This is a genomic window from Streptomyces sp. YKOK-I1 (genome assembly GCF_054660435.1).
On record NZ_BAAGDR010000001.1, the window covers coordinates 9,109,858 to 9,133,009 of the forward strand.

The window sequence follows — 23,152 nt, forward strand, 5'->3', positions numbered from 1 at the left end:
CAACGCTCGTGATCAATACACCTAGTCCACGAGCGGCTGCGCGACGGCACCGTGGACCGCGAGGGCGCGATCGCCCTGGCCGTCATCCTGCTGGTTACCGGCCACGCGACGACCGCCACCACGTGGCGTTCGGCTTCGGCATCCACCCGTGTCTCGGCCGGAACCTGGCCCGCGCCGAGCTGGAGATCGCCCTCGGTGCCCTCGTCGCGCGCCTCCCCGGCCTGCGGCTCGCGATCCCGGCCTAGGGCGTCCGCTGGAGACCCGGCGACATCATCCGGGGGATGCTCGAACTCCCCGTGACCTGGTGAGGGTTACGGCCTTGCGCGGCGACACCCCCACCGGCGGACCCATCCGCATCGACACGGACGTCCGCATCCGAGCCGGTCAGTGCGCGCTGGCCGCACCGGGCGTCTTCACCCAGGACGACGACGGCTTCAGCACACTGCTGCCCGGCCGGGAGGACGGCGTGACCCGAGGGAGCCCCCGGGTCAGCCCTTGCCCCGCAGCAGGGCGCAGACGAAGTCCTCCTGGAGGGCGCGCATCCGCGCCAGCACGGCGGGTGTCTGGGTCTCGTTGATCTGACTGGTCACCGAGAACGTCAGCGAGCGGCGGCCGTCCGGGGTCGCGGCCATCAGCTGGGTGTAGCCGGGGAAGTTGCCCGTGTGCCCGAGCACCACACCGCAGCGCGTCCGGTACCGGAAGATGCCGAGGCCGGTGGTGTTCCGCCCCGGCCCGGCCGGCTGCGAGGCGCCGGGCCGCCACCGCCGCTGCTCCCGGACGACCTTCGGGCCGTACAGCGCGCCCCCGGCGTAGCCCCGGACGAACCGGGTCGCGTCGGCGGGCGTGGAGACGATCCCGCCGGACGCCCAGGCGCCGGAGGCGCTCAGCAGCTCGCTGACGTCCACCGGCGGCCCGGGCGGGGTGACGTCGTAGCCGTGGAGGTAGGGCACGGGCAGCCGGTAGCCCTGCGGCAAGCTCGTGTCGCGCAGCCCCAGCGGCCGGTACACCAGCGTGCGCAGCAGCTTCTCGTACGGCGTCCCGGTGGCCGCCTCCGCCATCAGCGCGATGGCGATGTTGTCGGAGTTGGAGTAGTGGTACCGGGTCCCGGGCCGGAAGAGCAGGGGCCGGCCGGCCACGTAGTCGAGCAGTCGGTGCGGATCGAAGCGGCGGTGCGGGTCGGCCTGCACCTGGGCCAGGAACACGGGGGACTCCGAGTAGTCCGGCAGTCCGCTGGTGTGGTTCAGGAGCTGGCGGAGCGTCACCTTGCCCCAGGCGGAGGGGAGTTGGGGGAGTCGTTTGCGCAGGGTGTCGTCCAGCCGCAGCCGGTGGCGGTCCACCAGGCTCAGCGCCACCGCCCCGCTGAACGCCTTGGCCGTGCTCGCGAGACGCATGTGGTCGGTCGTCCGGGGCGCCCGGCCGGTGGCGAGGTCGGCGACACCCGCCCGCACGACCCGCGTCCGCCCGTCCCGGCGTAGTACGGCGATCGCCCCCGGTGGCCCACCGGGACCGTCGACGAACGCCTCCAGCCGGCGGTGCAGCGTACGGTCGTCCGGCGTCACCGAGGCGGCACCGGCCGGGTCGGCCACGGCCGCCGGGGCCAGCGCGCCCAGGCAGACGACGAGGACGGACAGGGCCCGCGGCCGCCGGTGGAGCGGGGTGCGGTGGTCGGGTGCGGAAGGCAGCGGCATGGGGGGCTCCCGGGGGTGAACGGCCAAGAAGGCAAGCCTCCGTGCGCCCCGGGCGGATCGCCGCCCGGGTTGCTGCACACGGCCCAGCGGGCCAGGGTCGACGGCGGAACCCGATCACCGTGCGGAGGCGCCGACATGCCCGTGCTCTTCTTCGACATCGGAGCGACCCTCGCGGACGCGGCCGTCGACGCCGACGGCTCCCTGACCCTCACGCCCCGGCCGCGTGTCCTGGCCGTACTCGACACCTTCGCCGAGTTCCGCAAGGGGATCGTGTCCCACCCCGGCCCGGGCGAAGCCGCCGTCGCCCGGGCCGAGTCCGCCCTGCACACCGCGTTCCCGGGCCGCTTCCCCGACGAGGCGCTGGTGCTCTGGGGCGCGAAGGACAGCCCGGCGATCTTCGAACGGGCCGTCGCGGCCACCGCCCGCGACGGGGTCCCGGCGGTACCGGCCGACGCGTGTGTGTTCGTCGGTGAGGACGCCCGGGAGCGCGCCTTCGCCGCACGCGCGGGGCTGCGCACCGCGCCCCACCCCGTCCTCACCCTCGCCGCGGTCGAGGGGCGTCCCGTGTTCGAGGCCCGAATCGCGCTCCCGGCGGGACGCGGGCCGGCCGACCTGGAGGCGGTCGCCGGCACTACCGAGGCCGTACCGCTGCCCGGCGACGACCGGCACCTCGTACCGGCACTGGTGAGCGCGCTGGGTGCCGGGGTCCTCGAGCGCGCCGGATTCACGGTGGACCCGGGCGCTCCCCTGCCCCTCGCCTGAGGCTCACCCCATCAGCAGCCGGGCCGCCTCACGCGCCTCGGCGGCCGGTGTGGCCGCCCCGTCGATCCCGGCCGTCACCATCGCGCCCTCGGCCAGCAGGAACAGCGGTCCCGTCAGGGCGCCGGACAGCCCGGCATCGGCGACCAGCGCGCCGAGATACTCCCGCAACGCCCGCTTGTGCGCCCGTACCCGCTCCGCCACCCGCTCCGAGGTCGCGCCCAGCTCGCCGTACGCGTTGATCCAGGCGCAGCCCCGGAAGTCCGGCTCGGCGAACCACGCCTCCAGCCAGTCGAACACCGCGAGGATCCGCTCCCGGGGCTCCTCCCGCCGCGCCACGAACTCCGCGAGCCGTCCCCGCCAGCGCAGGTCCCGGCGCTCCAGATAGGCCTCCACCAGCAGTTCCTTCGCGGGGAAGAGCTGGTACAGCCGCTTGAGCGAGACCCCCGAGGCGGCCCGGACCTCGTCCATCCCCACGGACTGCACACCCCGCCCGTAGAACAGCGTCTCCGCGGCGTCGAGCGCCTGTTCGCGCGCCGTCATGCCGTCCATGGCCACCATCACCGTGCTCCCGATCCCTCTGCCGGGTCCTCCCCGTCGGCTCCGCCTTGACGGGGAGAACGCTCGTTCTCTACGTTGGCAGCGTACCGGAGAACGCTCGTTCTCCAGGTGTCGTCGCAGCCGGCCGCAGTCACACCCCCAGGAGACGCCCCATGTCCGACCCCCGACCGCCCTTCCCGCCCTTCACCCGGGAGACCGCCGCACAGAAGGTCCAGGCCGCCGAGGACGCCTGGAACACCCGCGACCCGCACCGCGTCGCGCTCGCCTACTCCGAGGACTCCGTCTGGCGCAACCGCGACACCTTCCTCACCGGCCGCGCCGCGATCGTCGACTTCCTGACCGCCAAGTGGGCCCGCGAGCGCGAGTACGCCCTGCGCAAGGACCTGTGGGCGTTCGACGGGAACCGCATCGCCGTCCGCTTCCAGTACGAGTCGCGGGACGCCGACGGCCGGTGGTGGCGGTCGTACGGCAACGAACTCTGGGAGTTCGACGCGCGCGGACTGATGACCCGCCGGGAAGCGAGCATCAACGACGTACGGATCGACGAAGGGGACCGCCGCCTCCACGGCCCGCGCCCCGACTCCGAGCGAGGGCTCTCCTTCCCGCTCGCATAGGGTGCCCGGGTGACCGCACCCGAGGAGAAGCCGCCCTTCCTCTACGTCGTCGTCTGCGCCGCCGGCGTCGCCTCGGGCGTCGGCAGGCTGATCACCGCCGCTCAGGAACGGGAGTGGCAGGTCGGGGTCATCGCCACCCCGCACGCCATGAACGGCTTCTTCGACACCGCCGCCGTCGAGGCGCAGACCGGCCGGCCGATCCGCTCCGCCTGGCGGCGCCCGGGAGACCCGCGCCCCTTCCCCGACCCGGACGCGGTCGTCGTCGCCCCGGCCACCTTCAACACGATCAACAAGTGGGCGGCGGGCATCGCCGACACCCTGGCCCTCGGCACCCTGTGCGAGGTCACCGGCCAAAGCGTCCCGGTCGGCGTCCTGCCCTGCGTCTCCGACGGCCTCGCCGCCCACCCCGCCTACCAGGACAGCCTCATACGGCTGCGCGGCATGGGCGTCCGCCTCGGACCTCCCCACCAGGGCGGGGAGTTCGGCTGGGAACGGGCGCTGGACCTGGTGGAGTGAGTCACCCGGGGGAGCGGCCCGCGCCGACGTAGGCTCCCCTCTGTGTACTCCCCACCGAGTCAGGAGCAGCATCGATGCAGTACGTGAAGCTCGGTTCGACGGGTCTGGACGTGTCGCGGATCTGTCTGGGCTGCATGACCTACGGCCTTCCCGACCGGGGCGCGCACGAGTGGACCCTCGACGCGGAGGCCGCACGTCCGCTGATCCGCCAGGCGCTGGACGCCGGCATCAACTTCTTCGACACCGCGAACGTCTACTCCGACGGCACCAGCGAGGAGATCGTCGGCCGGGCGCTGCGCGACCTCGCCCGCCGCGACGAGATCGTCCTCGCCACGAAGGTGCACGGCCGGATGCGCCCGGGCCCCAACGGCGGCGGCCTCTCCCGCAAGGCGATCCTCTCCGAACTGGACCACAGCCTGACCCGCCTCGGCACCGACCACGTCGACCTCTACCAGATCCACCGCTACGACCCGCACACCCCGGTCGAGGAGACGATGGAGGCGCTCCACGACGTGGTCAAGGCGGGCAAGGTCCGCTACATCGGGGCGAGTTCGATGTACGCCTGGCAGTTCTCCAAGATGCAGTACACCGCCGAACGACACGGCTGGACCACGTTCGTGTCCATGCAGAACCACTACAACCTCCTGTACCGCGAGGAGGAGCGCGAGATGCTGCCGCTCTGCGCCGACCGGGGCGTGGGCGTCCTGCCCTGGAGCCCTCTGGCCCGGGGCCGCCTCACCCGCGACTGGGGCACCCCCACCGAGCGCAGCGCCACGGACACCTTCGGCAGCACGCTCTACCTGGAGGGCGACCACACCATCGTCGAGGCGGTCTCCCGCATCGCCGCCACCCGCGAGGTCCCCCGCGCCCAGGTGGCCCTGTCCTGGCTCCTCCACCAGCCCCAGGTCACGGCCCCGATCATCGGCGCCTCGAAGCCCCGGCACATCGAGGACGCGGTGGCGGCGGTGGAACTGGAGCTGACCGAAAAGGAACGGCAGGAACTGGAACGCCCCTACAGCCCCCATCCCATCTCCGGCCACTGAAGGGCCACTGAAGCGCGCCCCTCACGGGCGCGGGGAACTGCGCGACCAGCCCCCACGCACCCGCACCCGCCGAACGGCTAATGCGGACCCGCCGCCGGGGCGAACTCCGTACCGCAGGGCCCGGCGCCTTCACTCTCCCGCAGTGAAACCCTCGCCCCACTCATCGACATGGTCCGGTAATACCGCCCGATCCGCTCCGCCGACCGCCCCACGTAATGCCCGATGAACGACCGCCGGAACCGATCCCCGCTCCGGTTCGGCGGAGACCCGTGCACCAGACTCCCGTTGAAGAACAGGACATCCCCCGGCGCCATGTCCACCGGCACGGGCGCCAGCCCGGCCGGCGGGGGCACATACTCCCGCGCGAACGACACCTCCGCGTCCGCCTCCTCCGGACAGAACACCTCCATCCGATGCGTACCGGGGACGACTTCCAGCCCCCCGTTCCCCCGGTCGATCTCGTCGCACGCCAGCCAGGCCGCCACACAGGTGCCCGGCTCCACCCGCAGATAGAAGTTGTCCTGGTGCAGCGCCTGCCCCCGCGCCCCCGGCGGCTTGAAGTAGAACATGCTCTGCGCGGCCAGCACCTCCTCGCCCAGCAGTGTCTCCAGCACCTCCCGCAACCGCCCGTCCAGCAGCACCCGCCGGGCGAGCGCACTGATCTCGTGCGGATGCATCACCCTCGGGAACCGGTCCAGCGGATCGTCCCCGGCGCGCGGCTCGAAGTGCCCCGGAACCGCCCGCCCCGCCGCCTGCAGCCCCGCGAACTCCGCGCGCAGGCGCTCCACTTCGTCGTGTCCGAACAGCCCCCGGACGACCGTGAAGCCGTCCTCCTCGTACTGCCGCAGCATGGGTGCCCTCCTTGATCGGTCCCCTTATCGTGAGGCGGACCCGGCCCACCGGAGGATGCCCATGCCTGCTGACGACCTGCCCGCCGCTGCCGGGCCCGGGGATCCCTCGCCGCCGCCCGGTCTGGTGGTCGCCGCCCATTTCGACGAGCGCCCGGGGTACGGGGTCGACAGGCCCGGGGGATCGGACAGCTGGCTGTTCACCTGGACGACCGCGGGGCGGGGCCGGCTGCGGCAGGGCGCGAGCGAGGTACGGGCCGGCGCCGGTGATCTGATCGCCCTCGCGCCGGGTGTCCCGCACGGCTACTCGGTCGAACCCGGCGCCCCCCACTGGCGGTTCTGGTGGGCGCACTGTCAGGCCCGCCCCTCCTGGACCCCCTGGCTGCGCCCGTACGGCACCGACGACGGCCTGTACGCCGTGACCCCCGTGCCCAGGGCCCTGCACCCGCGCGTCGAGGCCGCGTTCCGGCGACTGTACGCCGACGCCCGCCGGCCCGGGGGAGCCGAGCAGGCGCCGGACGGCTGCGGCATCGCCGTGGCACACGGCACCACCGCCCGTGAACTCGCCCTGTGCGCACTGGAGGAGGCCGTCCTGCTCACCACGGCCGCCGCCCGTGCACCCCTTGCCCCACCCGGCCTCGACGAGCGCGTCCGGCGCGTCCAGGCGCTCCTCGCCGCCGACCCCGGCGCCCCGCACACCGTCGACTCGCTCGCCGCCCTGGTCGCGCTGTCCCCCTCCCGGCTGTCCCACCTGTTCACCGAGCAGACCGGCCAGTCCCCGATGCGGGCCCTGCGCGAGGCGCGGCTGCGGCACGCCGCCCGGCTGCTGGAGGGCACCGACCTCCCCGTGGAACGCGTCGCGGCGGCCTCGGGATTCGTGAGCCCGTTCCACTTCACACGGGTGTTCCGCGCCCGATACGGCAGTCCGCCCGGCGCGTACCGGGACGGAATACGCGCCACAATGGACCCCCCGGGAAACGGCCCCTGAAAACGACGGCAAAAAGGGACACCGATACCGGGACCCTCCCTAACTCAGACAGTGCATTGACGTTTCGTCAATTCCTGGGCCCCGCACGCCGTGCACGAAACCGCGAGATCTCTTGTTCCTCCTGGTCCGGCTGTGCGAAGGTGTGGCGTGTCGGCGCACGGACAACGTTTTCTCCCCTGTGCGCGCGAGGCCCCTGTGTTCCGTCACACCCCCCACGCTTCACAAGAGCCAGCTCCTCCGCTGACCTCACAGGTGTCGAACCCTGCCTATTGCCGCATGTCCCGCTCCCCCCGGACATGCCTCCAGGAGGAATGCAGCCGTGAATGACGCAGGCCTGTCGAATTCCCCTTCGGCTCGCCGCCTCGACGTGACGGACGAACAGCTGAGCGCGGAACTGACCCAATGGACGGGGGAGGAGCCCGCACTCCATCCCGTCGGTGAGTTGCTGGACCGGCACTGGGAGGCGGTCTTCTCCTACGCGCGGCTGTGCACCGACGGCGAACGCGCGGCCGGCATGCTCACCACCGCCGCCTTCACCCGGCTGTTCGGTGCGACCCAGCACCAGGACGGACCGACCGCCGCCTGGCGCCCCCATCTCCTGGCCACCGTCCGCCGGCTCGCCGCCGAGTGGGACGCCGACGGCCGCCGCGACCTGCTCCACCCCGCCCTGCGCGTCCAGGACGCCGACGACACCCCCGTCGCCGCCCGGCTGCTCCCGCCGGCCAACCGCCGTATGATCGCCCGCGCCTTCCAGCGGCTGCCCCAGTCGGCCCGCTGCCTGCTCTGGCACTGCGAGGCCGAGGCCGAACCCCTCGCGATCCCCGCCGGACTGCTCGGCCTCGACGAGGAGGGCGCCCACGTCGAACTGCGCCGCTCCCGCGAGCGGCTGCGCGAGGAGGTCCTCCAGGTCCACCGCGAACAGGCCACCGACGACGAGTGCCACCGCTACCACCGTCTGCTGGACGTCACCTGCCGCCGCGGCGGCCTGGACGTCGACCCCGATCTGCGCGGCCACACCGAGCAGTGCCGGCACTGTGCGCACACCGCCGACCAGCTCCTCCAGTTCGAGGGACTGCTCGGCGTCGCCCTGGCCGAGGGCATCCTCGGCTGGGCGGCCGGCGCCTACCTGGAGGGCCGGGCCACCGCGGACGGCCGCGAACGGGCGGCGGCGCCCGCGCCGGAGCGGCACCCCGGCGCCACCGGCGAGGCCTTCGACGGCGAACCGGCCGCGCCCCGGACGCCCGCCGGCGCGCCGACCCTCGCGTCCGGTGCCCGGGGCGGGGCCGAGGCGCCCCGGCCTGCGGCCGGCCCCGGCTCCGGAACCGAGCTCGCCCTGCGTCCCGCGTCCCGCCGCTCGGACCGCAAGGCGGCCCGCCGGATCCGCCGCCGCAACCTCACCGCCGCCGTCCTGACGGTCAGCGGCATGGTCGTCCTCCCGCTCGTGGTGTGGGCCGCCCTCGGCACCGACGGCGGCTCCGGCTCGACCGCGGGCGAGGGCACCAAGACCCCCTCCGCGGGCACCGACACCGCCACCGACACCCCGTCCTGGATCGCCGACCAGGAGACCCAGGGCACCCTGCGCGGCCGACTGCACAACGTCGCCTCCGGGCTCTGCATCGGCGTCGCCGGCGGCAAGGCGGCCAAGGGCGCCGACACCGAGCTGGCCACCTGCTCCTCCGACGCCGGCCAGCAGTGGACGTACGAGACCGACGGACTGCTGCGCAGCGCCGCCGACCCGAACCTGTGCCTCGACTCCCACCTCGGCTACGCCGTGCGGCTCGGCGAGTGCGCGGACTCCTCCGCGGGGACCGCGAAGAACGTCCGGTACGACTTCACCCTCCAGGGCACGCTCGTCCCGCGCTCCGACCAGAACCTGGCCCTCGCCCCCGCCGCCACCGACGGCTCGGGAGCCCTGGTCCTGAAGAACCGCGCGAACGGCACCTCCCAGCGCTGGGTGATCGACACCTCGCAGCCCGACCCGCAGATGGAATTCGTCAACTGGGGCGCCGACGACACCGGGTCCGCCGGCCCGACGCCGACCGCGACCCCCCAGGCGGCCACGCCCAAGTCGGCCGACCCGGCCCCTTCGGCCACCCCGACGACGAAGAGCTCCTCGGGCACCTCCTCCTCCGGCAGCTCCTCCTCGGGCACCTCCTGCTCGTACTCCTCCTGGTACTACTGCACCTGGGGCGGCAAGGACGGCGGTTCCGGGTACGGCTACGGCGGCTCCGGCTACGGTTCCTCCGGCAACGGCAACGGCTCCGGCGGCGGGTACGGCTCCGGCAGCGGCTACTCCGGCGGCGGCCGCCGCTGACGGAGACCTCGGCGGGCTCAGACCACCTGGAGCGACACCCACAGTGCCACGACCGCCGCGCCCAGCGTGACCGGCACGGTGAGCAGCCCCAGCCGAGTGAACTCCCCGACCTCGACGTGCTCCGCCCGCTCCTGCACCACCCGCCGCCACAGCAGGGTCGCGAGCGAACCGGCGTACGTCAGGTTGGGGCCGATGTTCACCCCGAGGAGCACCGCGAGGACGGCCCCGGTCCCGGCCGGGGCCGCCAGCGGGACCAGCACCAGGACCGCCGGCAGATTGTTGATCAGATTGGCGAGCACGGCGGCCAGCGCGGCCGCGCCGAACAGCGCGATCAGCCCCGAGCCGTCCGGCAGGGCATGCCGCAGCGCGTCGGCGAGCCCGTTGTCGACGACCGCCCGGACGACGATCCCGAGCGCGAGCACGAAGGCCAGGAACCCGGGCGCCGCCGACCGCACCACGGCCACCGGCGTCACCCGCCGCCGCGCCAGCGCCCGCCCGGCCATCACCAGGGCGCCCGCGAGCGCCGCCCACGCCGGTTCGATACCGAGCGCCGAGGCCACCACGAACCCGGCCAGCGTGCACCCCACCGTGACCAGCGCGAACAGCGGCAGCTCGGGTGCCGGACCGGCCTCGGACACGGCACCGGACGGTCCGGCGGGCAGGTCGTCGGCGAAGAAGCGCCGGAAGACCGCGTACTCCAGGCTCACCGCGACCAGCCACGGCAGCGCCATCAGCGCCGCGAACCGGGTGAAGCTCAGCCCGCTCGCGGTGAACGCCAGCAGGTTCGTCAGATTCGACACCGGCAGCAGCAGCGAGGCCGTGTTGGACAGATGCGCGCAGGCATAGACATGCGGCTTCGAGCGCACCCCCATCCGGGCCGCCGTGGCGAACACCACCGGCGTCAGCAGCACCACCGTCGCATCCAGACTGAGCACGGCCGTGATGATGGAGGCCAGCACGAACACCGAGGTCAGCAGCCGCCGGGGCCGCCCCGCCGCCCGCCGGGCCATCCACGCCCCGCACGCCGTGAAGAGACCCTCGACGTCACACAGATGCGCCAGCACCAGCACCGCTGCGAGAAACCCGACGACCGGCCCCAGCCGCTCGGTCTCCGCCAGCGCGTGCCCCGGCGAGATCGCCCCCAGCCCCACGGCCACCACGGCGGCCGGAACGGCGACGAACGCCTCCGACCGCCCGGCGGGCCGCACCACGGCCCACGCGAGGGAGGCGACGAGCAGGCAGACGGACAGGGCTTCGGCAAGCGGGGCGTTCAGGACAAAACTCCGAGAGACGGTCGGACGACGGTTCAGGCCCCTTCTGCCCACCCAGGGGCGCGGGGCTGTATTGAATGTGCGGCTCCGCCGCGTGGGCGCGACCAGCCCAGGACGGCCCGCACGCGCCGTCAAACCTAACCCACCACGGCGAACGCCCTACTCCTCCTCGAAGAGCCCCAGCTCCGCCCAGATCGTCTTTCCCTCCGTCGTGTGCCGGCTCCCCCACCGCCGCGTGAGCTGCGCGACCAGCAGCAACCCCCGCCCACCCTCGTCCCACGTCTTCGCCCGCCGCAGATGCGGCGCGGTGTGACTGGTGTCGGACACCTCACAGATCAACGTCGTCGCATCGTGGATCAGCCGCAGCCGTATCGGATGGGCCCCGTACCGGATCGCGTTGGTGACCAGCTCGCTCACCACCAGCTCGGCCGTGAACGACGCCTCACTCATCTCCCAGCGCGCGAGCTGGTCGACGACCTGCTTGCGGATCGGCGCGACCAGCGCCGGATCGGCGGGGATGTCCCAGGTCGCGACCTGGGACGCGGGCAGCCCCCGGGTGCGCGCCAGCAGCAGCGCCACGTCGTCGGCGACGCCCCCGGCCGGCAGCAGGGCGTGCAGCACCCGGTCACAGGTCTCGTCCAGGGAGTCCGCGTACGCGGAGAGGGCCTCGCTGAGCAGCCGGTGACCGGCCTCCGCGTCCCGCTCGCCGGACGCGAGCAGCCCGTCCGTGTAGAACGCCAGCACGCTGCCCTCGGTCAGCTCCAGCTCCGCCGACTCGAACGGCAGCCCCCCGACGCCCAGCGGGGGACCGGCGGGCAGATCGATCCGGTGCGGCGCGCCGTCCGGCCGCAGCAGCAGCGGCGGGGGATGTCCGGCCCGGGCCAGCGTGCACCGCCGGGACACCGGGTCGTACACCGCGTACAGACAGCTCGCGCCGACCTCGCCGGGGTTGCCCTCGCCGCCGGCCTCCTCGGACAGCCGTACGACGAGATCGTCGAGGTGGGTGAGCAACTCGTCGGGGGCCAGGTCGATGTCGGCGAGGGTGCGCACGGCGGTCCGCAGCCGGCCCATCGTCGCCGAGGCCTGGATGCCCTGGCCGACCACGTCCCCGACGACCATGGCGACCCGCATCCCCGACAGCGGGATCACGTCGAACCAGTCGCCGCCCACCCCGGCGCGCGCGGCCGGCAGATAGCGGGAGGCGGCGTCGACGGCGACCGTCTCGGGCAGGGAACGCGGGAGCAGGCTGCGCTGCAGGGCGAGGGCCGTGTCGCGCTCGCGGGAGAACCGGCGGGCGTTGTCGATGCAGACGGCCGCCCGGGCGGTGATCTCCTCGGCGAGCAGCACATCGTCCGGGGTGAAGGGGTCCGGCCGCTGGTAGCGGGTGAGGACCGCGACGCCCAGGGTCGCGCCCCGGGCCCGGATCGGCACCGACATGGTGGAGTGGATGCCGAACTCGCGCACCCGCTCGCCGCGCAGGGTGTCCCAGGCCAGCCAGGCGTTCAGCTCGTCCACCGAGGCGACGATGGTGCGGCCCGCGATCAGCGAGTCGGCCTGCGGGGAGCCGGCCGGATAGCGCAGGACGTCCCCGGGCTTGGCCACGGCCATCGGGTTGCCGGCGTCGACGGAGTGGTGCGCGGCCCGGCGCAGTTCCAGCGGGGCGACGAGCCGGGTGGGCGGATCGCCACCGTCCTGGGGGTCCAGCAGATCGACGCTGACGAAGTCGGCGAGCGCGGGCACGCACACCTCGGTCAGCTCCTGAGCCGTCCGGGTGACGTCGAGGGTGCTGCCGATCCGCACGCTGGCCTCGTTGACCAGCCGCAGCCGCTCGCGGGCGAGGTAGTTCTCGGTGAAGTCGTGCGCGGCGAGGCACACGCCGCGCACCCGGCCCGCGGCGTCGGTGACCGGCTTGAACCGCGCCAGCCAGGCGTGCGCCCGTTCCTCGCCGCCGGTGCGGGTGTAGATCTGGATGTCCTCGGCCCGTCCGTTGGCGAGCACCCGGATCATGTGCGTCTCCAGTTCGGCGCTCTGCGGCCGGCCGCCGATCTCGGAGAGCCGCAGCCCTCTGATGCGTTCCTCGGGCAGACCGATCGCCGCGGCCATCGCGTCGTTGACCCGGGCCAGCCGCAGTTGCTCGTCGTAGACGGCGACGGCGCACGGCGCCTGGGCCAGCGCGGCCGTGTCCAGGGGGTCGTCGGAGGCGCGGGAGCCGTCCGGGGTGAGCGGGGTCACGACGAGCCAGGTGCCCGGGGTGTCGTGCAGGGCCGGGCGGTGGTGGGCGAGCAGCCACACCCGTACGGTCCGGCCGTCGCGGTGGCGCAGCGCCAGCGTGCCGTCCCAGCGGGGGCCGGTGGGGGCCGGAGGCCTGCCCTCCGCGAGGAGCTCGCCTGCGGGCCGGCCGAGCACCTCGGGCGACGCCCAGCCCAGCAGGGTGCGGGCGCCCTCGTTCCAGCCGACGACCGTGCCGGTGTCGTCGACGACCACCCGGGCCGTCGCGGCCTCGTCGAACGGATACTCCGGGCTCATCGTCGCCACTCCATCGCGGACACTCACAGTGAACAGGCGCGCCACATCCGTTCCAGCCTAGTCCGTTCCGCTCGTGCGCGGACGGGAACCCCCTCCGGGGGCCGCGCGGTCTCATTCCTGCCGAGGTCAAGGGTCAATTCCGGCCGAAGCGGCATGCCGGACGCGACTGTCACCCGTGGGGCGTCAGGACGCCCCCGGCCCCTTGACGGGCAGGAGGGGCTCGTCGTCAGATTCTGTTTGGTCACGATCAGTTGTCAGATCAGTTGTGAGTACTTCTGGGTCCTGAGAGGGAGAGCCGCCAGTGACAGTCACTCGCAGATCCGTCTTGATCGCCTCCGCGGCCGCCCCGGCCGCCGGAGCCCTCCCCGCCGGTCCGGCCGAGGCGGCTCCGGCGGCCGGGCACACCGCCGGCCGCCACACGGTCGCCCTGCGCGACGGCTGGCGCTTCGCGCTGGTCAACCCGGGCGGGATCACCGACCCGACCGGCGCGTACGCCGACGCGGCCACTCCCGGCCACGACGACTCGGCCTGGCGCGAGGTCGCCGTCCCGCACGACTGGAGCATCGAGCAGGGCCCCACCACCGAGCACGGCACCACCAGCGGCACCGGCTTCTTCCCGGGCGGCCTCGGCTGGTACCGCCTCGGCTTCACGCTGTCGCCCGCCCACGCGGGCAAGCGGATATCGGTCGAGTTCGACGGCGTCCACATGGACGCGTACGTCTACTGCAACGGCACCGAGGTCGGCCGCCACCCCTACGGCTACACCGGCTTCGCCTTCGATCTGACCGGGCTGCTGCACACCGACGGCACCACCGGGAACGTGATCGCGGTCAAGGTGCAGAACCGCCTCCCCAGCAGCCGCTGGTACTCCGGCAGCGGGATCTACCGCGAGGCCCGCCTGGTCGTCACGGAACCGGTGCACGTCGCCCGCCTGGGCACGTACGTCACCACCCCCGAGGTCACCGCCGAGCGCGCCCTCGTGCAGGTGGCGACCGCCGTCGAGAACGCCTCCGGCGCGGACACGGAGGTGGAGGTCGTCTCCCGGATCGTCGCGCCGAACGGCCGTACCGTCGCGCGTACGGCCTCCACGGTCACCGTGGGGGAGCGGGCCACCGAGACCCAGCGGCTCACCGTGGACCGCCCGCGGCTGTGGGACTTCGCGGCGCCCCACCGCTACACCCTGCAGACCGAGCTGAGGGTCTCCGGCCGGGTCACCGACACCTTCCGCACCCCCTTCGGGATCCGCACCTTCCGCTTCGATCCGGACGAGGGCTTCTTCCTCAACGGCAGGCACGCCAAGATCAAGGGGGTGGACCTCCACCACGACCTGGGCGCCCTCGGCGCCGCGGTGAACAAGGACGCGATCCGCCGCCAGATGACGATCATGCGGTCGATGGGGGTCAACGCCTTCCGCACCTCCCACAACCCGCCCTCGCCCGAGATGATCGAGGTCTGCGAGGAGCTGGGCATCGTGATGATGGTGGAGGCCTTCGACTGCTGGCGGACCGGCAAGACCCGCTACGACTACGGCCGGTTCTTCGACGAGTGGTGCGACAAGGACGCCGGTGAGATGGTCCTCGCCGCCCGCAACTCGCCCGCCGTGGTGCTCTGGTCCATCGGCAACGAGATCACCGACTCCACCTCCACCGCCGGACTCGCCATGGCCGACCGGATCATCGCCGCGATCAGGGCGGCCGACGGCACCCGCCCGCTGGTCATCGGCTCCGACAAGTACCGCACCCCGCCCGCCAAGGGCTCCGCCGCCGATCTGATGCTGGCCAAGCTCGACGGCCTCGGCCTCAACTACAACACCGCGAAGAGCGTGGACGCGCTGCACGCCGCCTACCCGCATCTGTTCCTCTTCGAGTCCGAGTCCTCCTCGGAGACCTCGACCCGAGGGACGTACCAGGAACCCGAGCACCTGAACACCGGCGAGAACCACACCCCCGGCAGGCGCGCCACCTCGTCCTACGACAACAACCTCGCCTCCTGGACGATGAGCGGCGAGTACGGCCACAAGAAGGACCGGGACCGCAAGTGGTTCGCCGGGCAGTTCCTGTGGTCCGGCATCGACTACATCGGTGAGCCGACCCCGTACAACGTCTTCCCGGTGAAGGCCTCCTTCTTCGGCGCGGTCGACACGGCCGGCTTCCCCAAGGACATGTACCACCTGTTCCGGAGCCAGTGGACGGACGAGCCGATGGTCCATCTGCTGCCGGCCACCTGGAACCACGAGGAGGGCGACACGGTCGAGGTGTGGGCGTACGCCAACGTCGACACCGTCGAGCTGTATCTCAACGGAACGTCGCTGGGCGTGCGGACGTTCGACACCAAGACGACCGTGGACGGCCGCGTCTACCTGGAGACCACCGAGGCCACCGGCGACGACAAGACCTTCACCACCGGCCCCTGGCCGGGCAGTTACACGAGCCCGAACGGCAGCGCGGGCACACTGCACCTGACCTGGAAAGTCGCCTATGAACCAGGGGTGTTGAAGGCGGTGGCCCGGCGCGGCGGCAGGGTCGTCGCCACCGACGTCCTGCGTACGGCCGGCGCCCCGCACGCCGTACGGCTCACCCCTGACCGCACCTCCCTCCCGGCGGACGGGCGTTCCCTCGTCTTCGTCACCGCCGACGTCGTCGACGCGCACGGGGTTCTCGTCCCGGACGCCGAGCACCTCATCTCCTTCGCGGTGAGCGGCGGTTCGCTCGCCGGACTCGACAACGGACGCCAGGAGAGCGCCGAGCCGTACCAGGCGAGCACCCGGACCGCCTTCCACGGCAAGGCGCTCGCGATCGTGCGCGCGGGAACCGAGGCGGGGCCCCTGAAGGTGACCGCCCGGGTGGAGGGGCTGCGCGAGGGCACCGCCACCGTGCGCACCACCCGGGCCCGCCGGGTGGCCGCCACGCCCGCCGCCGCGTTCGCCCCCGCCTCCCCCGAACCCGTGAACTACCCCTATGCGGACGCCAGTTACTCCGGACGGGCGGACACCCTGCCCGCCGCGATGCTGGACGGGAACCCGGCCACCGGCTGGTCGAACGCCTTCACCAAGGCGGCCACCGCGCTGCTGCCCGCCTTCGGCGGGGCCCGGCCGACGGACTGGGTCTCGGTCGACTGGGGGCGCACCCGGGACGTGGACCGGGTGGCGGTCTCCTTCACCGTGGACGCCACGCACAGCCTGCCCGCGTCGATCGAGGTCGCGGTGGGGGACGGGCGGCGGTACACGCCGGTCACCGGGGCGGCCGTGGAGTGGGCCACGGACTCGGACGCCCCGACCGTCGTCACCTTCGACGCGGTGCGCGGCTCCCGGGTGCGGCTGACGTTCACCAGTGCCGCACCCGGCACGGCCCAAGGAGCCGTGCGGATCAGCAGGTGGGAGACGTGACCGGGTCAGCGGTCCGGGCGGGGGCCGGGCGGGGGCCGGGCGGGGGAGGGCCGTCCGTTCCCGTCCGGACCGTTGACGCGGTGTCATGACTGGGACAAGCATGTCCCTGCGCCTATTTGGGAGCGCTCCCATGACGCTGACCGAGGAGCCGGACGTGACACGACGCAGAACCGCCCTGCTGTCCCTCGCGGCCCTGCTGGGCGCCGCCCTCACGGCGCTGCCCGTGCGGCAGGCCGGCGCCGACGAGGTCGAGCAGGTCAGGAACGGCGGCTTCGACACCACCGCCGACCCCTGGTGGACCAGCAACGTCACCGCCGGCCTGTCCGACGGCCGCCTGTGCGCGGACGTCCCCGGCGGCACCGCCAACCGCTGGGACTCCGCGCTCGGCCAGAACGCGATCACCCTGGTCAAGGGGTCCTCGTACCGCTTCTCCTTCGCCGCCTCCGGGGTGCCCGAGGGGCATGTGGTGCGGGCGATCGTGGGGCTCGGGGCCGCCCCGTACGACACCTGGTACGAGGCGACGCCGGTGCTGGGCGCGTCGGGCGACTCCTACACATACACCTTCACCTCGCCGGTCGACTCCACCGAGGGGCAGGTCGCCTTCCAGGTCGGGGGCAGCACCGACCCGTGGCGGTTCTGCCTGGACGACGTGTCCCTGCTCGGCGGGGTGCCCCCGGAGGTCTACGAGCCCGACACCGGGCCACGGGTGCGCGTCAACCAGGTCGCCTATCTGCCCGCCGGGCCGAAGAACGCCACCCTCGTCACCGACGCGACCGCGAAGCTGCCCTGGCAGCTGAAGAACGCCGCCGGGGCGACGGTCGCCCATGGCTGGACCGTGCCGCGTGGCCTCGACGTCTCCTCCGGGCAGCGCGTCCACTCCATCGACTTCGGCGCCTACCGGGGGCGCGGCACGGGCCTCACGCTGGTCGCCGACGGCGAGACCAGCCGCCCGTTCGACATCGGCACGACGGCCTACGAGCAGCTGCGGCTGGACGCGGTGAAGTACTACTACACCCAGCGCAGCGGCACCGCGATCCGCGACGACCTGCGCCCCGGCTACGGCAGGGCGGCCGGCCACGTCGGCGTCGCGCCCAACCAGGGCGACACCAGCGTCCCCTGCCAGCCGGGGGTCTGCGACTACCGTCTCGACGTCAGCGGCGGCTGGTACGACGCGGGCGACCACGGCAAGTACGTCGTCAACGGCGGCATAGCCACCTGGGAGCTGCTCAGCACCTACGAGCGCTCCCTGCACGCCCGCACCGGCCGGCCCTCGACACTGGGCGACGGCACCCTCGCCCTCCCCGAGAGCGGCAACAAGGTGCCGGACATCCTCGACGAGGCCCGCTGGGAGCTGGAATTCCTGCTGAAGATGCAGGTACCGGACGGACAGCCGCTCGCCGGCATGGTCCACCACAAGGTCCACGACGAGCAGTGGACCGGCCTCCCCCTGCTGCCGAGCGCCGATCCGCAGAAGCGCGAGCTGCACCCGCCGACCACCACGGCCACCCTCAACCTCGCCGCCACGGCCGCCCAGGCGGCCCGCCTCTACCGGCCCTACGACAAGGAGTTCGCGGCGCAGGCCCTCACGGCGGCCCGCAAGGCCTGGGCGGCGGCCCTCGCCCACCCCGACGTCCACGCCAGTCCCGCCGACGGCAACGGCGGCGGCACCTACGACGACGCCGACGCGACCGACGAGTTCTACTGGGCGGCCGCCGAGTTGTACCTCACCACCGGCGAGAAGCGGTTCGCCGACCACGTCCTCGGCTCCCCGGCGCACACCGCCGACATCTTCGTCCCAGGCGGCTTCGACTGGTCCCGCACGGCCGGCGCCGGCCGCCTCGACCTCGCGCTCGTGCCCAACCGGCTGCCCGGCCGGGACCAGGTCCGCCGGTCCGTGGTGCGGGGCGCCGACACCTACCTGGCCACGCTCGCCGCACAGCCGTACGGCATGCCCTACGCCCCCGACGGCAACCGCTACGACTGGGGCTCCAGCCACCAGGTGCTGAACAACGCGGTCGTCATCGCCACCGCCTACGACCTCACCGGCGCCTCGAAGTACCGCGACGGGGCCGTCCAGAGCATGGACTACGTCCTCGGCCGCAACGCGCTCAACCTCTCCTACGTCACCGGCTACGGCGAGGTCGCCTCCCATCGCCAGCACAGCCGCTGGTACGCCCACCAGCTCGACCCCGGCCTTCCCGAGCCGCCGAGGGGCACCCTCGCGGGCGGCGCGAACTCGAGCATCCAGGACCCCTACGCGCAGAGCAAACTCCAGGGGTGCGTGGGCCAGTTCTGCTACATCGACGACATCCAGTCCTGGTCCACGAACGAGACCGCGATCAACTGGAACGCGGCCCTGGCCCGGCTGGCGTCCTTCGTGGCGGACCAAGGCTAGGCATGCTGTCGGTACCGCCTGGAAACTCGCTTGACCTGGGGATATTTACGAGTAAGTACCCGGGCGGTACCGTGAGGGCATGCCAGCCCTCAATGTGGAGTTCAGCGATCGCGAGCTGGAGGACCTGCGGCAGATCGCCAAGGAACGCGGCACGTCGATGAAGGCGCTCGTGCGGGAGGCGGCCGCCGCCGACATCGCGCGGCACCGGGCGCTGCAGGAGGGCGCGGAGGCGTTCCGCCGCTTCTTCTCCGCCCACGCCGACGAGTTCGCGGCCGCGTTCCCGGACGACGAACCAGCCGTCAAGGGCGAGGGGCGGGTCGCCTGACCGATGACACCCGTCATCCACATCGATGTGCCCTGGCTGCTCCAGCGCCACGAAGAGGTCCTTCCGGACCAGCCCACCGTCAACGACTTCTCCGCCCTGGTCGCGGCCGTCGCCCGGCACCGGGTGGATCCGCCCCGGCTCGGCGTCGACTCCGACCCGGCCTGGCGGGCCGCCGCCCTGCTGCACACCCTCGCCCTGCTCAAGCCCCTGCCGTCGGCCAACGCCCGGTTCGCCTGCGCGACCGCGGTGGCCTACATGTTCGTCAGCGGCGTCGGCATCGACCCGCCCTACGGCGCGCTCGTCGACCTCGCCCGTGACCTGATCGCCGGCAAGACCGATGTGTACGGGGCGGCGGACCGGCTGCGGTCCTGGCAGATATAGCCCTGCGACATGTTTGTGGCCGCCGGCCCAGGGCGGGAGGAACAGGGCCGGCGGCCGTGGCGCGCAGGAGAGCCGCCGTCCTGCGCGGGGCCTCCGAGGAAGTGGCCGGGTCCCAGTCCACTACCGCGCGCACTTCCCGGGAAGGTGCGCGACGCCCCTGCGCGTGCGTCTGTTTCACACGGGGCGCAAGAACGGACGAAAGGCGTGCCGCGGGGCATTCGCGCGACCTTGTTGTCGACATTCTTTCAACAACGGGCAGGTTGTCGCCGCGCCTTGTTGCGCACGACTTAGTTGTGCAATGGTGAACCATCCGAGCGGGGGGTGACGGCCGGGTCCCTGTGCGACGCCTGTGGGGCGGACGCACGCTCCCCGTCGCGCCATCAGGTACGTACCAAAGGAACCGCTCAGTGCCGACCGCCCAGCCGCCTCGCCCTCCCTACCCGCCGCCCGGCGTTGGCCCCGGAGAATCCGACGAGTCCCTCGCCGCAGGGATCCGCGGCGGCACGGACAGCGAGGTCGCGCAGTCCACCGCGGTGCTGATCGCCCGGCACTGGCGGCCGGTCCACGAGTACGCGGTCATCTGCCTCGCGTCCTCCGGGAACGTCTCGAACATGCTCACCGCGGCCGCCGTCCACCAGGTCTTCGACCGGCTGAAGCTGGGCGAGCCGGGCACCGCGCTGCGGCCCCGGCTGCTGGTGACCGTACGGGACATGGCGCGGCTCTGGGCCGCCGACGAGAACATCTCCGGCGTGCTGCCCGTGCTGACCAAGCCCGCCGGGGCGCGGGGCATGCGCGCCGCGAAGTCCATGACCCCGGACAACCGGGTGCTCGCCGAACGCTCCTTCCAGAGCCTGCCCGCGGTCGCCCGCTGCGTCCTGTGGCACGTCGAGGTCGAGGCCGAGTCGATCCCGGCGGCCGCCGGACTGCTCGGCATGGACACCGAGATGGTCGCCGGCGCCTACGAACAGGCCCGGGACAAGCTCCGCGAGGGGCTGGTCCGCGCCCACCGGGACCTCGCCCCGAGCAAGGAGTGCCGCTTCTACAACCGCCTCCTCGACGTGCCCATCCGGCGCGGCGGCGAACTGCTGCCGGACGTCCGCAAGCACCTCGACGAGTGCCGCTACTGCCGGGCCGCCGCCGAGCAGCTCGGGCACTTCGAGAACGCGCTCGGTGTGCTGCTCGCCGAGGCCGTCCTCGGCTGGGGCGCCCGCCGCTACCACGACTCCCGCCCCGGGCGCGCCCAGCAGCCCGTACGGTTGAGGGGCTCCGCCCGGCACCGGGGCGGCCGGCCGCGCGGCGGCACCCTGCTCTCCCGCATTCCCTCGCCACGCCGTCGCTCCTCCGGCGCGGCGCGCTCCCCGCGCGCCCTGTTCACCGGTGTGGGGCTCGCCTCCGCCGGGCTGCTGACCAGTCTGCTGGCCGCCGGGATGTATCTGGACGACGGCGGCGCCGACCCGGCCGCCTCCACCAGCGGTGTCGTCCCGGGCACCGACACCCCGGCCGCCAGTGCCTCGCCGACCACCCCCGGCACCGTCCAACTCCCCACCGCGCCCCAGCGGACCAGGCTGCGCGACGCCGACGCCGACCTCTGCCTGGACATCCGGGGCGAGGCCGAGGCCGGCGCGGCCCTCGAACTCGCCACGTGCGGTACGGGGGCCACCCAGCAGTGGTCGTACGCCGAGGACGGCCAGCTGCGCAGCGCGGCGCAGCCCGACCTGTGCGTGGACTCGCACGCCGACGCCGGGGTGGTCATCCTCGGCGACTGCGTGGACGTAGGGGACTCCCGGGCGGACGACGTCCGCTACGACTTCACCGTCCAGGGCGAGTTGCTGCCCCGCTGGGACGACTCCCTCGCCCTGACCAGTGCCGGAACCGAGGCGGGCGCCGACGTGGTGGTGAAGGTCCGCGACCGCTCCGACGCCCAGCGCTGGCTCCCCGACACGGCCGCCGCCACGCCCGGCTCCCTCGCCGTCACCGGCACGGCCGCCCCTCCGTCGGCCCAGCCGGTGGGCCTGGAGGAGGGAACGGCCTGAGGAACGGTCACGGGGGCGGTCGGAGAGCGGCCGAGGTGGCCGTCGGAGGGTGGTCGAGGTGGTGGTCGGAGGGCAGTCGAAGCGGCTGGCTGAGGACGTCCGGGCGGGCGCGGCCTGAGGGTGGTGGGGCGGCCCTGAGGATGGTCCAGGCGGCGGTCGGAGGGTGGTTGAGGTGGCGGCCTGAGGACAGTCCAGGCGGTCGGCCTGAGAGTGGTGGTGGCGGCCTTGAGACGGTCCCGGCGGCGGCCTGAGGGTGTTCCCGGGTGCTAGATCTCGTCCTCCGCCAGGTCGGCCGGGCCCACGGTTGCCGGTGTGGCATGGCCCGACAGGGCCAGCGTGAGGTCGAACTCGGCGAGCAGACAGCGGATGACGTGCTCGACGCCGGGCTGTCCGTCCAGGCCGAGGCCGTAGACGTACGGGCGGCCCAGCAGGACCGCCTCGGCGCCCAGGGCGAGGGCCTTGAAGACGTCGTCGCCGGTGCGGATCCCGCTGTCGAACAGGACCGTCAGCCGGTCGCCGACCGCCCGTGCCACCCGGGGCAGCGCGTCGGCCGCGCCGATCGAGCCGGCCACCTGGCGGCCGCCGTGGTTGGAGACCACCACGCCGTCCATCCCGGCGTCGGCGGCCAGCCGGGCGTCGTCCGGATGCAGGATGCCCTTGAGGACGATCGGGCCGTCCCAGTGCTCCCGCAGGAACGCCAGGTCCGGCCAGGTCTTCCCGGGGTCCGCGAACAGACCGATGAAGTGCAGCACGGCCGCGTTCGGATCCTCCGCCGCCGGCTTGGCCAGGCCCGCCTGGAAGGCGGGGTCCGTGAAGTAGTTGGCGGTGCCCACGCCGTGCAGGAAGGGCAGATACGCCTGGTCCAGGTCACGCGGACGCCAGGCCAGCAGCGGGGTGTCCAGGGTGACCACGAGTACCGTGAAGCCACTCGCCTTCGCCCGGCCGAGGAAACTCCGGGTCACCTCGCGATCCTTGGACCAGTACAGCTGGAACCAGCGCTCGGCGTCCCCCATCGCCTCGGCGATCCGCTCCATGGGGGTACTGGAGGCGGAGGACAGGATGTACGGCACTCCCTGCGCGGCCGCCGCCCGGGCAGCCGCGGTCTCCGCCTCCGGGTGCATGATCGACAGCACGCCGACCGGTGCGAGGGCCAGCGGCGCGGGCAGGGCCCGGCCCAGCACCTCGACCGTCAGATCCCGCTCGTGGACGTCCCGCAGCATGCGCGGCACGATCCGGCGGCGCTCCAGCGCGGCCCGGTTGGCCCGCGCCGTGCCGCCGTCCCCCGCGCTGCCCGCCACATACCCGACCGGACCCGGCCCGAGCCGCCGCTCGGTCAGCTCCTCCAGCCGGGTCAGATCGGTGGGCAGCCGGGGGACCTGGCCCGTCATCCCGTTCAGATAGATCTCGTACTGGAAGTCCGCCCAGTGCTTCGCCATCCGTCCCTACCGCCTCTCGCCGTCGAGCCCGCGTGCACGGCGACGATACCGGCGGGTAGGGACAGGAGG

At 73.2% G+C, this 23,152-nt stretch carries 18 protein-coding genes and 1 pseudogene; 13 read left to right on the forward strand and 6 right to left on the reverse strand.

Going from position 1 to position 23,152, the window contains the following annotated elements; genetic code table 11:
• Window positions 1–104: 104 nt before the first annotated feature.
• Window positions 105–308: pseudogene (locus ACYQ8Q_RS40625) on the forward strand (cytochrome P450); the annotation flags it as partial.
• Between the two features lie 41 nt (window positions 309–349).
• Window positions 350–577, forward strand: a complete 228-nt coding sequence (locus ACYQ8Q_RS40630) for a ferredoxin (RefSeq protein WP_460073694.1) — start codon at window positions 350–352, stop codon at window positions 575–577.
• On the opposite strand, the gene ACYQ8Q_RS40635 is transcribed toward ACYQ8Q_RS40630, so the two are convergent.
• On the reverse strand, window positions 489–1,688 hold the full coding sequence (locus ACYQ8Q_RS40635; protein ID WP_460071904.1) for a serine hydrolase domain-containing protein: 1,200 nt from the start codon (window positions 1,686–1,688) through the stop codon (window positions 489–491). The genes ACYQ8Q_RS40630 and ACYQ8Q_RS40635 overlap by 89 nt on opposite strands.
• 135 nt (window positions 1,689–1,823) lie before the next feature.
• On the opposite strand from ACYQ8Q_RS40635, the gene ACYQ8Q_RS40640 reads away from it, so the two are divergent.
• A complete protein-coding gene (locus tag ACYQ8Q_RS40640; RefSeq protein ID WP_460071905.1) occupies window positions 1,824–2,450 on the forward strand; it encodes an HAD family hydrolase in 627 nt (208 codons plus the stop codon).
• 3 nt (window positions 2,451–2,453) lie between these two features.
• On the opposite strand, the gene ACYQ8Q_RS40645 is transcribed toward ACYQ8Q_RS40640, so the two are convergent.
• Window positions 2,454–2,999 (reverse strand): TetR/AcrR family transcriptional regulator, encoded by a 546-nt coding sequence (locus ACYQ8Q_RS40645; RefSeq protein ID WP_460073695.1) that lies wholly within the window; start codon window positions 2,997–2,999, stop codon window positions 2,454–2,456.
• Between the two features lie 161 nt (window positions 3,000–3,160).
• Here ACYQ8Q_RS40645 and ACYQ8Q_RS40650 point away from each other — a divergent pair, with 161 nt between their 5' ends.
• The 3 genes from ACYQ8Q_RS40650 (at window position 3,161) to ACYQ8Q_RS40660 (ending at window position 5,181) form a co-directional block, all read left to right on the forward strand.
• Entirely contained in the window at window positions 3,161–3,622 is a 462-nt protein-coding gene (locus ACYQ8Q_RS40650; protein ID WP_460071907.1) for a nuclear transport factor 2 family protein, read from the forward strand.
• A 9-nt stretch (window positions 3,623–3,631) separates the two neighbouring features.
• Window positions 3,632–4,138, forward strand: a complete 507-nt coding sequence (locus tag ACYQ8Q_RS40655; protein WP_460071909.1) for a flavoprotein — start codon at window positions 3,632–3,634, stop codon at window positions 4,136–4,138.
• 74 nt (window positions 4,139–4,212) lie between these two features.
• Window positions 4,213–5,181: an aldo/keto reductase gene (locus ACYQ8Q_RS40660; RefSeq protein WP_460071912.1), complete on the forward strand. Its 969-nt coding sequence runs from the start codon at window positions 4,213–4,215 to the stop codon at window positions 5,179–5,181.
• A 77-nt stretch (window positions 5,182–5,258) separates the two neighbouring features.
• Here the strand turns inward: ACYQ8Q_RS40660 and ACYQ8Q_RS40665 are convergent, their stop codons facing one another.
• Window positions 5,259–6,032 carry a phytanoyl-CoA dioxygenase family protein gene (locus ACYQ8Q_RS40665; protein WP_460071914.1) on the reverse strand — a complete coding sequence of 258 codons (774 nt, stop codon included), beginning with the start codon at window positions 6,030–6,032 and terminating at the stop codon, window positions 5,259–5,261.
• A 61-nt stretch (window positions 6,033–6,093) separates the two neighbouring features.
• Between ACYQ8Q_RS40665 and ACYQ8Q_RS40670 the strand changes: the two genes are divergently transcribed.
• Complete coding sequence (locus tag ACYQ8Q_RS40670) at window positions 6,094–7,017, forward strand: helix-turn-helix domain-containing protein (RefSeq protein WP_460071915.1); 924 nt, start codon at window positions 6,094–6,096, stop codon at window positions 7,015–7,017.
• 319 nt (window positions 7,018–7,336) lie between these two features.
• Window positions 7,337–9,331 (forward strand): RICIN domain-containing protein, encoded by a 1,995-nt coding sequence (locus tag ACYQ8Q_RS40675; protein WP_460071917.1) that lies wholly within the window; start codon window positions 7,337–7,339, stop codon window positions 9,329–9,331.
• Between the two features lie 17 nt (window positions 9,332–9,348).
• On the opposite strand, the gene ACYQ8Q_RS40680 is transcribed toward ACYQ8Q_RS40675, so the two are convergent.
• Window positions 9,349–10,605, reverse strand: a complete 1,257-nt coding sequence (locus tag ACYQ8Q_RS40680) for an SLC13 family permease (protein WP_460073697.1) — start codon at window positions 10,603–10,605, stop codon at window positions 9,349–9,351.
• A 156-nt stretch (window positions 10,606–10,761) separates the two neighbouring features.
• On the reverse strand, window positions 10,762–13,128 hold the full coding sequence (locus ACYQ8Q_RS40685; protein ID WP_460071918.1) for a SpoIIE family protein phosphatase: 2,367 nt from the start codon (window positions 13,126–13,128) through the stop codon (window positions 10,762–10,764).
• A gap of 301 nt (window positions 13,129–13,429) precedes the next feature.
• Here ACYQ8Q_RS40685 and ACYQ8Q_RS40690 point away from each other — a divergent pair, with 301 nt between their 5' ends.
• The 5 genes from ACYQ8Q_RS40690 to ACYQ8Q_RS40710 all read left to right on the forward strand — a co-directional run bounded on the left by ACYQ8Q_RS40690 (window position 13,430) and on the right by ACYQ8Q_RS40710 (window position 21,647).
• Window positions 13,430–16,513, forward strand: a complete 3,084-nt coding sequence (locus tag ACYQ8Q_RS40690; RefSeq protein ID WP_460071920.1) for a glycoside hydrolase family 2 TIM barrel-domain containing protein — start codon at window positions 13,430–13,432, stop codon at window positions 16,511–16,513.
• Window positions 16,514–16,667: 154 nt separating this feature from the next.
• Window positions 16,668–18,908, forward strand: coding sequence for a glycoside hydrolase family 9 protein (locus tag ACYQ8Q_RS40695; RefSeq protein ID WP_460071921.1), 2,241 nt, complete (start codon window positions 16,668–16,670; stop codon window positions 18,906–18,908).
• Between the two features lie 79 nt (window positions 18,909–18,987).
• A complete protein-coding gene (locus ACYQ8Q_RS40700; RefSeq protein ID WP_055631620.1) occupies window positions 18,988–19,233 on the forward strand; it encodes a hypothetical protein in 246 nt (81 codons plus the stop codon).
• Window positions 19,234–19,236: 3 nt separating this feature from the next.
• The gene (locus ACYQ8Q_RS40705) at window positions 19,237–19,614 is read left to right on the forward strand and encodes a toxin Doc (protein ID WP_460071923.1); all 378 of its coding nucleotides are present in this window, start codon (window positions 19,237–19,239) and stop codon (window positions 19,612–19,614) included.
• A gap of 407 nt (window positions 19,615–20,021) precedes the next feature.
• Complete coding sequence (locus ACYQ8Q_RS40710) at window positions 20,022–21,647, forward strand: RICIN domain-containing protein (protein WP_460071925.1); 1,626 nt, start codon at window positions 20,022–20,024, stop codon at window positions 21,645–21,647.
• Between the two features lie 266 nt (window positions 21,648–21,913).
• On the opposite strand, the gene ACYQ8Q_RS40715 is transcribed toward ACYQ8Q_RS40710, so the two are convergent.
• On the reverse strand, window positions 21,914–23,083 hold the full coding sequence (locus tag ACYQ8Q_RS40715; protein ID WP_460071927.1) for a lactate 2-monooxygenase: 1,170 nt from the start codon (window positions 23,081–23,083) through the stop codon (window positions 21,914–21,916).
• Window positions 23,084–23,152: the final 69 nt, after the last annotated feature.

Excerpts from the sequence above, each read along its gene's own strand:
- ACYQ8Q_RS40635 (WP_460071904.1), bottom strand. The coding sequence starts at position 1,688 with ATGCCGCTGCCTTCCGCACCCGACCACCGCACCCCGCTCCACCGGCGG.
- ACYQ8Q_RS40640 (WP_460071905.1), top strand. The coding sequence starts at position 1,824 with ATGCCCGTGCTCTTCTTCGACATCGGAGCGACCCTCGCGGACGCGGCC.
- ACYQ8Q_RS40645 (WP_460073695.1), bottom strand. The coding sequence starts at position 2,999 with ATGGACGGCATGACGGCGCGCGAACAGGCGCTCGACGCCGCGGAGACG.
- ACYQ8Q_RS40650 (WP_460071907.1), top strand. The coding sequence starts at position 3,161 with ATGTCCGACCCCCGACCGCCCTTCCCGCCCTTCACCCGGGAGACCGCC.
- ACYQ8Q_RS40660 (WP_460071912.1), top strand. The coding sequence starts at position 4,213 with ATGCAGTACGTGAAGCTCGGTTCGACGGGTCTGGACGTGTCGCGGATC.
- ACYQ8Q_RS40665 (WP_460071914.1), bottom strand. The coding sequence starts at position 6,032 with ATGCTGCGGCAGTACGAGGAGGACGGCTTCACGGTCGTCCGGGGGCTG.
- ACYQ8Q_RS40670 (WP_460071915.1), top strand. The coding sequence starts at position 6,094 with ATGCCTGCTGACGACCTGCCCGCCGCTGCCGGGCCCGGGGATCCCTCG.
- ACYQ8Q_RS40685 (WP_460071918.1), bottom strand. The coding sequence starts at position 13,128 with ATGAGCCCGGAGTATCCGTTCGACGAGGCCGCGACGGCCCGGGTGGTC.
- ACYQ8Q_RS40700 (WP_055631620.1), top strand. The coding sequence starts at position 18,988 with ATGCCAGCCCTCAATGTGGAGTTCAGCGATCGCGAGCTGGAGGACCTG.
- ACYQ8Q_RS40705 (WP_460071923.1), top strand. The coding sequence starts at position 19,237 with ATGACACCCGTCATCCACATCGATGTGCCCTGGCTGCTCCAGCGCCAC.
- ACYQ8Q_RS40715 (WP_460071927.1), bottom strand. The coding sequence starts at position 23,083 with ATGGCGAAGCACTGGGCGGACTTCCAGTACGAGATCTATCTGAACGGG.